Source organism: Burkholderia ubonensis (assembly GCF_902833085.1).
In the GTDB taxonomy this organism is placed as follows: Bacteria; Pseudomonadota; Gammaproteobacteria; order Burkholderiales; family Burkholderiaceae; genus Burkholderia; species Burkholderia ubonensis.
Window position 1 is genome coordinate 396,985 of record NZ_CADFEB010000007.1, and the last position, 15,092, is coordinate 412,076.

General features: G+C 65.2%; 7 protein-coding genes. All 7 read right to left on the reverse strand.

Annotated features, from left to right (window positions below; genetic code table 11):
- Positions 1-65: 65 nt before the first annotated feature.
- Positions 66-8,993, reverse strand: a complete 8,928-nt coding sequence (locus HWX31_RS21665; protein ID WP_175933962.1) for an ESPR-type extended signal peptide-containing protein — start codon at positions 8,991-8,993, stop codon at positions 66-68.
- A 432-nt stretch (positions 8,994-9,425) separates the two neighbouring features.
- A complete protein-coding gene (locus HWX31_RS21670) occupies positions 9,426-9,878 on the reverse strand; it encodes a hypothetical protein (protein WP_174964494.1) in 453 nt (150 codons plus the stop codon).
- A gap of 142 nt (positions 9,879-10,020) precedes the next feature.
- Positions 10,021-10,920 (reverse strand): ferritin-like domain-containing protein, encoded by a 900-nt coding sequence (locus HWX31_RS21675; RefSeq protein WP_174964495.1) that lies wholly within the window; start codon positions 10,918-10,920, stop codon positions 10,021-10,023.
- A 105-nt stretch (positions 10,921-11,025) separates the two neighbouring features.
- Complete coding sequence (locus HWX31_RS21680; protein ID WP_059609854.1) at positions 11,026-11,241, reverse strand: hypothetical protein; 216 nt, start codon at positions 11,239-11,241, stop codon at positions 11,026-11,028.
- A 214-nt stretch (positions 11,242-11,455) separates the two neighbouring features.
- The gene (locus tag HWX31_RS21685; RefSeq protein WP_174964496.1) at positions 11,456-12,106 is read right to left on the reverse strand and encodes an NADPH-dependent FMN reductase; all 651 of its coding nucleotides are present in this window, start codon (positions 12,104-12,106) and stop codon (positions 11,456-11,458) included.
- Positions 12,107-12,479: 373 nt separating this feature from the next.
- Positions 12,480-13,454, reverse strand: coding sequence for an isoaspartyl peptidase/L-asparaginase family protein (locus HWX31_RS21690; RefSeq protein WP_174964497.1), 975 nt, complete (start codon positions 13,452-13,454; stop codon positions 12,480-12,482).
- 31 nt (positions 13,455-13,485) lie between these two features.
- A complete protein-coding gene (locus tag HWX31_RS21695) occupies positions 13,486-15,045 on the reverse strand; it encodes a peptide MFS transporter (RefSeq protein ID WP_174964498.1) in 1,560 nt (519 codons plus the stop codon).
- Positions 15,046-15,092: the final 47 nt, after the last annotated feature.

Below are 15,092 nucleotides of genomic sequence, written 5' to 3' on the forward strand. Positions count from 1 at the left end.
CTGCGTCGATCGGGCGGCGCGGCGGGCCGGGCGCTGACGATTGCGCCCGGCCCGCGCGGCGCGGGTTATTTCCACTGATACAGCATGCCTGCGCCGATCACCTTCTGACCGCCGCTGAAGCCGCCGTTGATCGACGCCTTCAGGTTCTCGGTGATCCGCGCCTGCATGTTGACCGCCATCGCCTTCTGGCCGAGGAACGTCGACGTGCCGACACCCATCCCGAAGTTGGCGTCGCGGTCGAGCTGCGGGATCGACGCCATCGCGCCGACGGCCGCGATACCCTGCTTCGCCATCTGGTCGGTCTGCTGCAGTTGCGAACCGAGGCTGTTGATCTGCGCCTGCTGGCCCGACAGCGCCGTCGACATCGTCGACTGCACCGCGTTGAGCTGGTTGACGTTGACCGCATCGGTGCCTTGCGTGCCCGGCGCGACGTTGACGATCTGGCGCTGCTGCGTGTCGTTGCCGACCGAGACGACGTTCGAGCGGCCGCCGTCGGTCGAATTCGCGCCGATCGCCACCGAGTTCGAGCCGGCGGTGACGGTCGGACGATCCGTGCCGGTGCCGTTCATGTCGGCCGAGATGCCGTTCGTGTTCACCGTGCGCGTCGTGTTGTTGTTCAGCGTCGTCGACAGCTCGTTCAGCGTGTTGTTGATGTTCGTCACGCCGGTCGACAGCGACGCCACGGTGCTGTTCGTCGTGCTGAGGCCCGTCGACAGCGAGCCGATGCCGGTCGAGGTCGACGTCGACAGCGACGTGAGGTTGCTGTTGGTCGACGACAGGCCGGTCGACAGCGAGCTGATGCTGGTCGACGTCGACGTGGACAGCGAAGCGACCGTGCTGTTGGTCGAGCTCAGGCCGGTGGACAGCGAACTGATCCCGGTCGACAGCGAACCGATGCTCGTCGACGTTGCCGTCGACAGGCTGTTGACGGCCTGGTTCGTCGCGTTGAGCTGGCTGCCGTTGATCGCGTCCGTGCTGGTGGCCGAGACGCGGCCTGCAGCAACGTTGGTGATCTGTCGTTCCGCGCCCGGCGCGCCGACGCTCACGACGCTCGTCGGCGAGCTGCCCGCGAAGAAGTACGTGACGCCGCCGATCGTCGTGCTCGACGTCGGGTTCGCGGCGGACGTGACGGAGCCCGTGCCGAGCGCGACGTCGTTGAGGTTGTTCGCGACCGCGTTCGAGCCGAACGCGAGCGACCCGGCGCCGGCCGCGGTCGCCGTGTTGCCGAGGGCGAGCGAGCCGTTGCCCGTCGCCGTGTTGGCGTTGCCGATCGCCAGCGCGCCGTCGCCGGTGGCCGTATTGTTCGCGCCGAGCGCGACCGCGCCGGTGCCGGTGGCCACGTTCGGATCGCCGATCGCGACCGCGCCGTCGCCGCTCGCCGTGTTCGCGACGCCGATCGATACCGCCTTGCCGCCCGTCGCCGACGCGTTCTGGCCGATGGCGACCGCGCCGTTCGACGACGCGTTCGCGCCGTCGCCGACCGCGACGCTGCTCGCGCCCGATGCGGAGGCGTTCGTGCCGGCCGCGATGGCGTTGACGCCCGTTGCGCCGTCGTTGTTGTAGTTGGCCTGCTGCGTGCCGTTGTCGTTGACGCTGTAGTAGTGCGTCTTCGCGGCCTGGATCGCGGTCGAGGTCGAGGTGGACAGCGACGTGAGGTTGCTGTTGGTCGTGCTCAAGCCGGTCGACAGCGAGCCGATGCCGCTCGACGTGGAGGTCGACAGCGATGCGACGGTGCTGTCGGTCGTGCTCAGGCCGGTGGACAAGGAGTTGATGCCGGTCGAGGTCGACGTGGACAGCGATGCGACGGTGCTGTTGGTCGTGCTGAGGCCGGTGGACAGGGAGCCGATGCCGGTCGAGGTCGACGTGGACAGCGATGCGACGGTGCTGTTGGTCGTGCTGAGGCCGGTGGACAGGGAGCCGATGCCGGTCGAGGTCGAGGTGGACAGCGATGCGACGGTGCTGTTGGTCGTGCTCAGGCCGGTGGACAGCGAGCCGATGCCGGTCGAAGTCGACGTGGACAGCGATGCGATCGAGCTGGTTGCCGACGAGATACCCGTCGACGTGGAGGTCGACAGCGACGCGACGGAACTGTCGGTCGAGCTCAGGCCGGTCGACAGCGAGTTGATGCCCGTCGAGGTCGACGTGGACAGCGACGCGATCGAGCTGGTTGCCGTCGAAATTCCGGTCGACGTCGAGGTCGACAGGGACGCGACGGAGCTATCGGTCGAGCTCAGGCCCGTCGACAGTGAGTTGATGCCCGTCGAGGTTGACGTCGAGAGCGAAGCAATCGAGCTGGTCGCCGTCGAGATGCCGGTCGATGTGGAGGTCGACAGGGACGCGACGGAGCTATCGGTCGAACTCAGGCCCGTCGACAGCGAGCTGATGCCCGTCGAGGTCGACGTCGAGAGCGACGCAATCGAGCTGGTTGCCGACGAAATGCCGGTCGACGTCGAGGTCGACAGCGAGGCGACGGAGCTGTCCGTGGAGCTCAGGCCAGTCGACAGTGAGCTGATGCCGGTCGAGGTGGACGTGGACAGCGAGGCAACGGAGCTGTTGGTCGTGCTCAGGCCGGTCGACAGTGAGTTGATGCCCGTCGAGGTGGACGTCGAGAGCGACGCGATCGAGCTGGTTGCCGTCGAGATGCCCGTCGACGTGGACGTCGACAGGGAAGCGACCGAGCTATCGGTCGAGCTCAGACCGGTGGACAGCGAACTGATACCGGTCGAAGTCGACGTGGACAGCGACGCGATCGAGCTGGTCGCCGTCGAGATGCCGGTCGATGTGGAGGTCGACAGGGACGCGACGGAGCTATCGGTCGAGCTCAGACCCGTCGACAGCGAGCTGATGCCGGTCGAAGTCGACGTGGACAGCGACGCGATCGAGCTGGTCGCCGACGAAATGCCCGTCGATGTGGAAGTCGACAGGGACGCGACGGAGCTATCGGTCGAACTCAGGCCCGTCGACAGCGAGCTGATGCCCGTCGAGGTCGAGGTGGAGAGCGATGCGATCGAGCTGGTCGCCGTCGAAATGCCGGTCGACGTGGAGGTCGACAGGGACGCGACGGAGCTATCGGTCGAGCTCAGGCCCGTCGACAGTGAGTTGATGCCGGTCGAAGTCGACGTGGACAGCGACGCGATCGAGCTGGTCGCCGACGAAATGCCCGTCGATGTGGAAGTCGACAGGGAAGCGACGGAGCTATCGGTCGAGCTCAGACCCGTCGACAGCGAGCTGATGCCCGTCGAGGTCGACGTGGAGAGCGATGCGATCGAGCTAGTCGCCGTCGAAATGCCAGTCGACGTGGAGGTCGACAGCGACGCGACGGAGCTATCGGTCGAACTCAGACCCGTCGACAGCGAGCTGATGCCCGTCGAGGTCGACGTGGACAGCGACGCGATCGAGCTGGTGGCCGTCGAAATGCCGGTCGACGTGGAGGTCGACAGCGAAGCGACGGAGCTATCGGTCGAACTCAGACCGGTGGACAGTGAACTGATACCGGTCGAAGTCGACGTGGACAGCGACGCAACGGAGCTGTTGGTCGAACTCAGTCCGGTGGACAGCGAATTGACGCCACTTTGCGCGGTGCTGATGCCGGTCGACGTGGAGGTTGACAGGGAAGCGACGGAGCTGTCGGTCGAGCTCAGACCGGTGGACAGCGAGCTGATACCGGTCGAGGTCGACGTGGACAGCGACGCAATCGAGCTGGTGGCCGTCGAAATGCCCGTCGATGTGGAGGTCGACAGGGAAGCGACGGAGCTGTCGGTCGAGCTCAGGCCCGTCGACAGTGAGCTGATGCCGGTCGAAGTCGACGTGGACAGCGACGCAACGGAGCTGTTGGTCGAACTCAGACCGGTGGACAGCGAATTGACGCCGCTTTGCGCGGTGCTGATGCCGGTCGATGTGGAAGTCGACAGGGACGCGACGGAGCTATCGGTCGAGCTCAGGCCCGTCGACAGCGAGCTGATGCCCGTCGAGGTCGACGTCGAGAGCGACGCAATCGAGCTGGTTGCCGACGAAATGCCGGTCGACGTGGAAGTCGACAGCGAGGTCACGCTGCTATCCGTCGTCGAGAGTCCGGTCGACAGCGACGCAATCGCGCTGTCGGACGACGACAGTGTCGAGGACAGCGATGCGACGGTACTGTTCGTGCTCGACAGGCCGGTGGACAGCGAGCCGATGCCGGTCGAAGTCGACGTGGACAGCGACGTGATGCTCGAATCGGTCGTGCTCGCGACGGCGTAGAGCTGGCTGCCGTTGATTGCGTCCGTGCTGGACGACGTGATCCGGCCGGCTGCCACGTTGGTGATCTGACGTTCAGCCCCTGCGCTGCCGACGCTCACGACGCTCGATGGCGTGGCGCCGGCGAAGTTGCCGTACGTCGTCGAGCCGATAGTGGCGCTGCTGGTCGGGTTCGCGGCTGCCGTCACGGAGCCGGACCCGAGTGCGACATCGCCGGCATTGTTCGCGACGGCGTTCGGTCCGATCGCGACGGAGTTGGTGCCCAGAGCCTGGCTGTCCGGCGCGGTGGAATTCGCGTGGAAGTACTTGATGCCCTGGCTGTTGATGTTGTCGATTGCCGCGCCGACGCTGTTGGCCGTGGACGTCGTGCCGTTGGCGTTGTACGTGGTGTACGACGGCGCGGAGATCGTGCCGGTTGCCGGGTTGTAGGTGGCGCCGCCGCCGAGTGCCGCGGCAGTACTGTTGCCGAGATTGTTGGTGGTGGTCGTTACCGTGCTCAGGCCGGTGGACAGCGAGCTGATGCCCGTCGAGGTCGATGTGGACAGCGAAGCGACGGAGCTGTTGGTCGAGCTGAGGCCCGTCGACAGGGAATTGACGCCGCTCTGCGCGGTGCTGATGCCCGTCGAAGTCGACGTGGAGAGCGAAGCGACCGAGCTGTTGGTCGAGCTGAGTCCCGTGGACAGCGAGTTGACGCCGCTTTGCGCCGTGCTGATGCCGGTCGACGTGGAGGTCGACAGCGAAGCGACGGAGCTGTTGGTCGAGCTGAGGCCGGTCGACAGCGAATTGACACCGCTCTGTGCGGTGCTGATGCCCGTCGAAGTCGACGTGGACAGCGACACGACGGAGCTATTGGTCGAGCTGAGGCCGGTCGACAGCGAGTTGACGCCGCTTTGTGCGGTGCTGATACCGGTGGAGGTCGAGGTCGACAGCGAAGTGACAGAGCTATTGGTCGAGCTGAGGCCGGTCGACAGGGAATTGACGCCGCTCTGCGCGGTGCTGATACCGGTGGAGGTCGAGGTCGACAGCGAAGTGACAGAGCTATTGGTCGAGCTGAGACCGGTCGACAGCGAATTGACACCGCTCTGCGCGGTGCTGATGCCCGTCGAAGTCGACGTGGACAGCGACACGACGGAGCTATCGGTCGAACTGAGTCCGGTCGACAGCGAGTTGACGCCGCTTTGTGCGGTGCTGATACCGGTGGAGGTCGAGGTCGACAGCGAAGTGACGGAGCTATTGGTCGAGCTGAGTCCGGTCGACAGGGAATTGACGCCGCTCTGCGCGGTGCTGATTCCGGTCGAGCTCGACGTCGAGAGCGAGGCGATCGAGCTGTTGGCCGACGAGATGCCGGTCGAAGCCGAAGTGGACAGCGAAGCGACAGAGCTGTTAGTCGAGCTGAGGCCGGTCGACAGGGAATTGACGCCGCTTTGCGCGGTGCTGATGCCCGTCGAACTCGACGTGGAGAGCGAGGCAACGGAGCTGTTGGTCGTGCTCAGTCCGGTGGACAGCGAACCGATGCCGGTCGAGGTCGAGGTGGAGAGCGATGCGATCGAGCTGTTGGCCGTCGAAATGCCGGTCGACGTGGAAGTCGACAGCGAAGCGACGGAGCTATCGGTCGAACTGAGTCCGGTCGACAGCGAATTGACGCCGCTCTGTGCGGTGCTGATGCCCGTCGAGGTCGACGTGGACAGTGAAGCGACGGAGCTGTTGGTCGAGCTGAGGCCGGTCGACAGCGAATTGACACCGCTCTGCGCCGTGCTGATAGCTGTCGAAGCCGAAGTCGACAGCGAGCTGATTCCAGTCGAACTCGACGTGGAGAGCGAGGCAATCGAGCTGTTGGCCGACGAGATGCCGGTCGAAGCCGAAGTGGACAGCGAAGCGACGGAGCTATTGGTCGAGCTGAGGCCCGTCGACAGCGAATTGACGCCGCTTTGCGCAGTGCTGATTCCAGTCGAGCTCGACGTGGAGAGCGATGTGATCGAGCTGTTGGCCGACGAGATGCCCGTCGAAGTCGAGGTCGACAGCGAAGCGACGGAGCTGTTGGTCGAGCTGAGGCCCGTCGACAGCGAACTGACGCCCGTCGACAGTGAAGAAATCGCGGACGAACTCGAGCTCAGGCCGGTCGACAGCGAGCCGACGGCGGTCGAGGTCGACGTCGACAGCGTGTTGATCGCGGTATTGGTTGCGTAGAGCTGCGAACCGTTGATCGCGTCCGTGCTGGTGGCGGAAATTCGTCCGGCCGCGACGTTCGTGACCTGGCGCTCGGCGCCGGCTGCGCCGACGCTGACGACGCTGCTCGGCGTTGTGCCGGCGAACGAATAGGTCGTGCCGCCGACCGTGCCGGTGGCAGTCGGATTCGCGGCCGCGGTGACGGAGCCGCTGCCGAGCGCGACGTCGCCGGCATTGTTCGCAACCGCGTTCGGGCCGATCGCGACGGAGTTGGTGCCGAGGGCCTGGCTGTCCGGCGCGGTGGAATTCGCGTGGAAGTACTTGATGCCCTGGCTGTTGATGTTGTTGATCGCCGAGCCGACGTTGTTCGCGGTGGTCGTCGTGCCGTTCGCGTTGTACGTGGTATACGACGGGGCCGAGATCGTGCCGGTTGCCGGGTTGTACGTTGCGCCGCCGCCGAGCGCAGCGGCAGTGCTGTTGCCGAGGTTGTTGGTGTTGGTCGTCACCGAGCTCAGGCCGGTGGACAGCGAGCTGATGCCGGTCGAGGTCGACGTGGAGAGCGAGGCGATTGCGCTGTTGGCCGACGAGATGCCGGTCGATGCAGACGTCGACAACGAAGTGACCGTGCTATTGGTGGTCGACAGGCCGGTGGACAGCGAGTTGACGCCACTCTGTGCGGTGCTGATGCCGGTCGATGCAGACGTCGACAGCGAAGTGACCGTGCTATTGGTGGTCGACAGGCCGGTGGACAGCGAGTTGACGCCACTCTGTGCGGTGCTGATGCCGGTCGATGCAGACGTCGACAGCGAAGTGACCGTGCTGTTGGTGGTCGACAGGCCAGTGGACAGCGAATTGACGCCGCTTTGCGCGGTGCTGATACCGGTCGACGCGGAGGTCGACAGCGACGTCACCGTGCTGTTCGTCGTGCTCAGCCCGGTCGACAGTGAGCCGATCCCGGTCGAGGTCGACGTGGAAAGTGATGCAATCGAGCTGTTGGCCGACGAAATGCCGGTCGACGTGGACGTGGACAAACTGGCGATGCTCGACGTCGTCGTGCTGGCGACCGCGTAAAGCTGGCTGCCGTTGATCGCATCCGTGCTGGCCGCACCGACGAGGCCGGCGGCGACGTTCTGGATGCGGCGTTCCGAGCCGGGCACGCCGACACTGACCACACCGTTCGCCGCGCTCGCGCCGGCGTAGGTGCCGAACGTCTGAGTGCCGATCGTGGTGCTGCTGACCGTCCCGGTGCCGCCGGTTGCCGTCGTCGCGGTGGCGCTCGTCACCGAGCCGTTGCCGAGTGCAACCGAGTTCGCGACGTTTGCCGTCGAGTTGACACCGAGCGCCAGTGCATTGGTGGCTGTTGCGCTGGACCCTTGCGCAATCGCGACGGATCCGGTGCCGGACGCGTTGGCGTTTGCGCCCAATGCGGTCGCGTACGAATTCGAAGCCACGCTGCTCGAGCCCAGCGCTACGGAGCCTGCCGTCCCGCTCGCGGTCGAGCCGTTGCCGAGCGCCACGGCATCCGAGCCGGAGGCGAGGGCCTTGGCGCCGAAGCTCCCGCTGTTGCCGATCGCGATCGATCCAGTGCCGTTCGACGTCACCGAGTTGCCGATTGCAACCGAGCCGTTCGTGCCCGTGGCGACTGCGGTGCTGCCGATCGCGACAGAGCTGCCGTTCGACGTGGTGGCGTTGCCGATCGCCACGGCGCCCGTGCCGGTCGCCGAGTTCGCATTGCCGAGCGCGACGGCGCCCTGGCCATTCGACGTGTTGTTCGCGCCGATCGCCAGCGCGCCCGTGCCGATTGCGCTGTTCGGATCGCCGATCGCGACCGCGCCGTCACCCGTTGCCGTCTGGCCGCGGCCGATCGCAACCGCGCCGCCGGCTGCCGTGCTGCTGTTGGCCGTCGTGCCGCTCGAGCCGATCGCAACGTTCTGGCCGGTCGCGCCGGACACGATGCCGTCACCCTGGGCGATGCCGAACGCACCGTTGACCGTCGCGCCGCGACCCACCGCAATGCCGGAAGTTGCGGTCGACGCGACCGACGCCTGCAGGCCCGCGGCGACCGAGTTCACGCCCGCTGCGGTGGAGGAACTGCCGAGCGCGGTCGCTCCCGTTGCCGATGCCGTTGCATTGAAGCCGTACGCACTGCTGGATGTCCCTGAAGCGGTGGCAAAGCTGCCGACGGCGGTCGCGCCCTGCGCTGCCAGCGTACCCAGGCCGATCCCGACGGCGCCGTCACCCGACGCCGTTGCGAACGTACCGAACAATGTCACGCCGTTGAAGCCGACGCCGTAACCGCCCCCGTTGGCATTGCAACCTGCGACGTTCGACCAGGTGCCGCTGCCGTCGGCCGGGCCGGACGTCTCGACCGGAAGCGAATGACCGAGCACCGTTCCGGCGCCGCTATTGCAAGTGAGTGATCCAGTGTAGGTCGACGCATACCCGGCAGGTGCCAACGTTGCGAGCAGCAGGCTGACCAGAAGCTTGACCGAGGCCGAGCGTTTGCCCTTGCCGTGAGCCGAGTCGAGCTCCGATGCGGCAACCCAGGTGCCAAGCGATTCATTCCAGATCGAGCGGTATGCGCGGTTCATATCCAACTACCTCCAAATAATCACGCAACACACCTGGCTTTTTCGTTAGATGAATGCGCCGTGCGTTCGTGAAATCCCAAAAATATGGGCGGAGTTTATTTGAGATAGATTTTGTGAATTGCTAAAGAGTGAAAAATTAGGGTGAGGTAAAGTTGAAATTTTGTTAATAAGTAGGGAAGGAAGCAATTCCGTCGTCGGGTAGCGAAAAGAAAGATGAAGGCAATGTGGAAGCTTGGTGGTGCTACGCCTTGGCTGCGAGATATCCTTGTCTATCAATGGTTTGGCGGTGGTTCTGTCGATGGATTGGCAAGCGACGAGGCGAAAAAGTAAGACAAATGAAATGGCAAACGTTTGCGTGCCGCTCGTCGCGTTGTGTGTTTGTAATGTTAAAAATGAGGCCGAGATAATTTGATGTGTGTTGATGTTAAAGTATTAAATATATGTTTTTTGATGGTTTTGGTTTTTATTTTGTGTGTAAATTAAAAGTGAGAAATTCGTGAAGGGCGGTAATCCGGCTATGCCGATCTGCGCATCGCGCATCGCCGGGATGCGCCCGTCTGGCGGGCCGGTACAGGGAGGAGGCTGATTGTCGGCAGGCAAAAACATGAGGCCGGACGCGAGTCGTGCCGGCTGCATGTCTATTTCGAATTTGTTTGAGTGAATATTGCGATTCCACAACAATCGACTCAATTGTGGAAGGAAGTCGCAACGCACGATTCGGCGCTGATATTCGCTGCGGCCGCCGAGCAGCGGCAGCGGGGCAGCGGGGCGGCGTTGGCCTTGCGGCGCGTCCGGATCAATCGGATCGGGCCGCGACGCGGCAGGACGCTGCCGGACGGTTTCGTGTCGAGGGGCGGGAAATGAAGCGTGCGGGAAGGGCGCCATGTGCGGCGGGACGTCGCGCCAGGAGGACTGATCGCTCGGCTAACCTTCGGGCAGGCGGCGGAGGCAATACGAGGTGGACGCTAGCCCCGGCCGCCAAGCGGAATCGATCTTCGCGGCGAGAACCCGCGATCCACATCCGACGCTACTTCTTGATGAACCGCAGCGCAAACCGCGCCATCCGCGGCACGAACATCGGCCGCAGCAGCCGCTTGTCGTAGCCGGCCATCCGCCGGTCGTTCTCGGCGAGGCACAGTTCGATCAGCTCGCGCGGATCGAGCGCGTCGCCGACGGCCGCGGTGCCGGTCGCCGGGAAGTTCGCGTCGTGCGCGACGCCTTCGGCGTCGATCCCGCGCGCGATGCCGATCCGTTCCCAGATCAGGAATGCCCACACGGCAGCGACTTTCACGAAGAACGCGGGCCGGCGCCACCACGCCATGTTGCGCCAGTACCAGGCGTACCAGTTGACGAAGAACAGGATGTGCCGGCCTTCTTCCTGGATCACCGGCTCGAAGGTCTCGACGAGCGCTTCCGGGAAATAGCCGGAACGCTGCGCGGAGCGGAACAGGCCGAACGCGAAGAAGCTGTCGATGCATTCGCTGAAGCCCGTCACCATCCACGCCCATTCGGCGTCCTTCGGTGCGGGGTAGGCCGGCTCGGGGGCAAGCTTGATGCCATACGCGTCGACCAGCTTCGACAGTACGACCTTGTGGCGCGCTTCCTCGCCGCCGTCCATGTCGAGCGCCTGCTTCAGCAGCGGGTCGCGGATGGTCGACGCGAACGTCGCGACGCGAATCGACGCGCGGCCTTCCGTCTGCACGGCGATGTCCCAGATCGGCAACGACGTGAGCCGCTCGAGCTCCTTGGGCTTGAGCGGCGGCCAGTCGATCACGGCCGGCTTGTATGGGTTGTGTGTGTCGAGCAGCATGCGGCAATACATCTGCTTGTGCGCATCGGAACCGATCTTTACCGGACCTTGCCTCTCGAAAGTCCAGTTGCGCATTGCGTGATCAGCTGCCTGCTCTTGCTGCAGCGTGTCAGTCATGGCTTTTGTTATTGCGATTACGGAGTGAAAGATTCTCCCACTGCTTCCGTTTTCGCGTATTTTCGTGCGGCCATGCGCACGGCTGCGTGACTCAGGTCAAGCCGGTCAAGCGTGCGCATCCACCCACAGGCGGCCCCAGCGGGACGCGTAGGCGAGCGCGTGTTCTTCCTCGAAGAAGAAATCGATTGCGTCGAACGTGACCGCGCGCGACGGGCCGCCGCTCGCTTTTTCGATCGTCAGGTTGGCGGCGAACAGGCCGTTCGGCAGCCGCGCGGCGGCGGGCGCGACTTCGTAGCCCTTGTAGCGGATCGTGCGGATCATGGCGCGCTCGAAGAGGTTCGGGCTTTCAGCGTACGAAAACCCGCGACCGGCGTGAACCAATCTTTCGGCCAATGCAAATCACGCGGCGGGCCGAAACCTTATCGACGGTGGACGGCCGGGCGTACTGCGGCCGGCGGCGCCGGATGCGCGCCGCCCGCGCGCGGGCGAGGCGCCGGGCGCGGGCGGCGGAACGGGGAAAGCGGAAACGGGCGGGTTACTGGTTGGCGATCTTCAGCACCGGCGCGAGTGCGTCGACCGATGCCGCATGCGACGCCGCGCGATGCGACGCGAACGCGAGCGCAAATTCGGCGGCCTGCGTGCCGACCGTCTCGAGCTGCGCGACGACTTTCGGATCCGAGCAGCTGTCGGCGCTCTCGAAGCGCGTTTCGAGCGTGTTCACGGTTGCGCCGAACGGCGTCGGCCAGCCGCGCAGCGCATGGACGATCGAGCGCAGCGACGTCAGCACGGTGCCGGCGGCCTGCCAGCCATACGCGGTGACGATCAGGCCGACCGCGCGGCCGTCAAGATAGGGCCGCTGGTCGGCGCGCAGCTCCTCGAGCGTGTCGAGCGCGTTCTTGACGAGGCCGGACACGCCGCCGTGATAGCCGGGCGTCGCGATGATGATCGCGTCGGCTTCGCGCACCGTGTCGATCAGCTCGCGCTGCGTGTCGGTCAGCGCGTCGTGTTCGGGCGCGTAGTGCGGCAGCGTATGCAGGAACGGACCGTCGAACAGACGCGTGCGGGCGCCGGCCGCCTGCGCGCCGCGCAGCGCGAACGCCAGTGCGCGTTCGGTGGACGAGGCGGCGCGGGTGGTGCCGCCGATGCCGACGACGAACGGCCGGCGGTGTTGATCGAATGCAGTCAAGGGGCGCTCCTCGGGGATCGGTTGCCCGGCGGCTTGGCACAGCCTTAAACACGGGCTTAAAAGCTGCATGGTAACGACCCTGCCGCCAGTCTGAAAACGACTTTTCGTTCTATCGATATGCGGCGCGGGCCGGTGAATCGTGTGCGCGGCGGCGCAGATCGATAGCAGAAATGCTTGGTTGGGCGCGCGGCGGACCGTCGATATGATGGCTCCGTCTCCTCCATGATGTCTCTACTGACATGGGTTGGCCCCGCCGGCACGGATGCAGGCGGGGCCTTTTTTCGTGGTGGATTTCGACGAAGAAGCATCCCTCGTCGCGGCATGCATGAGCCCGCCGCTTGATGGAGGCGACACGTCGCCAGCTACCCGCCGTCTACCGATAGATGTCGACGTACCGCTTGCCGTCCGCCTGAATGACGCCGCGATACATGCCTTCGGTGTTGAACGGCATCGAAACGCGCCCTTGGGCATCGACGGCGATGAGTCCTCCGCTGCCGCCCCGGCTCGGAATCACCTCGTTGACGACCGTGCGCGCGGCCTCGTCGACCATCGCATGACCGTACTTCATCCGTGCGGCGACGTCATGGGCCGCGACCGCGCGGATGAATGCTTCTCCCGTTCCCGTCGCGGACACGGCCACGCGTGTATCGGCAAAGGTGCCGCATCCGATGAGCGGCGAATCGCCGATGCGTCCGTGGCGCTTGTTCGTCAAGCCGCCCGTGGAGGTCGCGGCGGCGAGATGACCGTTTGCATCGCGCGCGACGGCGCCGACCGTGCCGAACTTGTGCTCGCCGTTGATGAGCCGGCTCGAATCGGCAGGCGCCTGCTGGCGAAGCAGCGCCGCTCCGTCGTGATCGAGCAATGCGCGTCCGGTGTCGCGCACGGCAACCAGCTGCTGCCAGCGGAAATCGGTGTAGAAGTACTCGGGGGACTCCAGCGCAAGGCCTTCGTCGATCGCGAATTGCTCGGCCCCTGCACCCGACAGCAGCACGTGCGTGGATCGATCCATCACGCGCTGCGCCGCTTCGACGGGATTCCTGATGCGAGACACGCCGGCCACCGCGCCTGCGCGCCCGGTGTGCCCTTCCATGACGGCCGCATCCATTTCGTGGGTGCCCGCATGCGTGAACACCGAGCCGCGCCCCGCGTTGAACAGCGGGCAATTCTCCAATGCGACGACGGCGGCGACGACGGCGTCGACGCTCGACCCGCCGGCTTTCAGGACCAGATGGCCCGCCACGAGCGCTGCTTCGAGCGCGGCGCGATGAGCGGCTTCCTGTTCCGGCGTCATGACGCCGCGCTTCAGTGTCCCGGCGCCGCCGTGGATTGCGAGGATGGTCCTTTCCATTTCATGTTTCCTGCGGTATTCGGTTCGAACGTCAATGCGTGTGCGTCGCGGCCTTCGCCGATTCGTCCCCGACGAGCTTCCTCATCATGGGCATCATCAGGAACAGCAGGGCCGCGACGGCGAAGAGTCCTGCGGCGATGCCGCCGTAGAGCATCGTCAGCCGCGCCGGGTCGGGCACGTAGAAGCCCGCGAAGTAGCCGGCGAGCTTGTAGCCGAACGAACTGCCGAAGAACCACAGGCCCATCATCAAGCCGACGAGCTTGACGGGCGCGAGCTTCGTGACGAGGTTCAGGCCGATCGGGCTCAGGCACAGCTCGCCGAACACTTCGAACAGGAACAGGCCGGCGAGCCACAGCGGATTGATCTTCACGCCGACATGAAGCGTCGAGCACAGGATCGCGAACGCGGCATAGCCGAAGCCGATCAGCACCGGCGCGATCGCGAGCTTCGCGAGGCTCGACGGTTGACGACGGCCGAGCCGCACCCAGAGCGCCGCGAACACCGGTGCGAGCAGGATCACGTACAGCGCGGTCAGCGACTGGAACCACGCCGCGGGCACGACGAAGCCGCCGATGTTGCGCTCCACCATTTCCTTGGCGAACAGGCTCAGGCTCGAGCCTTTCTGTTCATAAGCGGACCAGAATGCGATCGTCACGACGAAGTAAATGCCCATCACGGCGAGGCGCTTCCACTCGGCGCCGGTCAGTTGCTCCCGGATGCCCATCATGATGACGAGCACGAGCGCATCGAACGCCAGCAGGAACGGAAGCACGTTCTGCCAGTTGCTTCCCGCGAGCCCCGTGCCGATGACGGTGAGCACGCCGAGCGCGACGTAGACCGCCGTCTGCCGCGCCCCGCCTTGCCGTTTCCGCGTCGACGCCGCGGGTTTCGCCGCGAGCCGGTCGCCGACGTGCTCGAGACGGCCGCGCTGGAACCAGAAGACGACGAGGCCGAGCAACATGCCGACGCCTGCCGCTGCAAAACCGAAGTGCCAGCTGTTGACCGGATCGATGCCGAACGAGCGCAGCACGTTCTTGAAGGGCTCGGCTTCCGCGAGAAAGCCGCAGACGAGCGGCGCGAGGAATGCGCCGACGTTGATGCCCATGTAGAAGAGCGAGAACCCGCTGTCGCGGCGGTCGTCGTCTTGCGCGTAGAGGCCGCCCACGAGCGCGCTCACGTTCGGCTTGAGCAGGCCCGTGCCGCATGCGACGAGCACGAGCCCCGCGAAGAACGTCGGGACCGCGGGAATGGCCATCGTGAAGTGGCCGGCCGCGATGATGATGCCGCCGATCAATACCGAGCGACGCGTGCCGAGCCACTGGTCGGCGATGATGCCGCCCGGCAGCGACAGCAGGAATGCGGCCATCGAATACGTGCCGTAGATTGCGGTCGCATGGGGGGTGTCGTAGCCGAGCCCGCCGAGACCCGGAGCGGCGACCATGTACAGGACGAGAATGGCTCTCATCCCGTAGAAGCTGAACCGCTCCCACATCTCGGTGAAGAACAGCGTGGTGAGACCGCGCGGATGCCCCGCGAGCCCCGCCGTATCCCTGAGCGGCTGAACTGTGACGCTATCGGAAGTCGTGGTCATGTTGGGTCTCCTCGAATACCCGAACTGCTGAATGGAATGATGGCGAC

Excerpts from the sequence above, each read along its gene's own strand:
- HWX31_RS21665 (WP_175933962.1), bottom strand. The coding sequence starts at position 8,993 with ATGAACCGCGCATACCGCTCGATCTGGAATGAATCGCTTGGCACCTGG.
- HWX31_RS21690 (WP_174964497.1), bottom strand. The coding sequence starts at position 13,454 with ATGGAAAGGACCATCCTCGCAATCCACGGCGGCGCCGGGACACTGAAG.
- HWX31_RS21675 (WP_174964495.1), bottom strand. The coding sequence starts at position 10,920 with ATGACTGACACGCTGCAGCAAGAGCAGGCAGCTGATCACGCAATGCGC.
- HWX31_RS21680 (WP_059609854.1), bottom strand. The coding sequence starts at position 11,241 with ATGATCCGCACGATCCGCTACAAGGGCTACGAAGTCGCGCCCGCCGCC.
- HWX31_RS21670 (WP_174964494.1), bottom strand. The coding sequence starts at position 9,878 with ATGGCGCCCTTCCCGCACGCTTCATTTCCCGCCCCTCGACACGAAACC.
- HWX31_RS21695 (WP_174964498.1), bottom strand. The coding sequence starts at position 15,045 with ATGACCACGACTTCCGATAGCGTCACAGTTCAGCCGCTCAGGGATACG.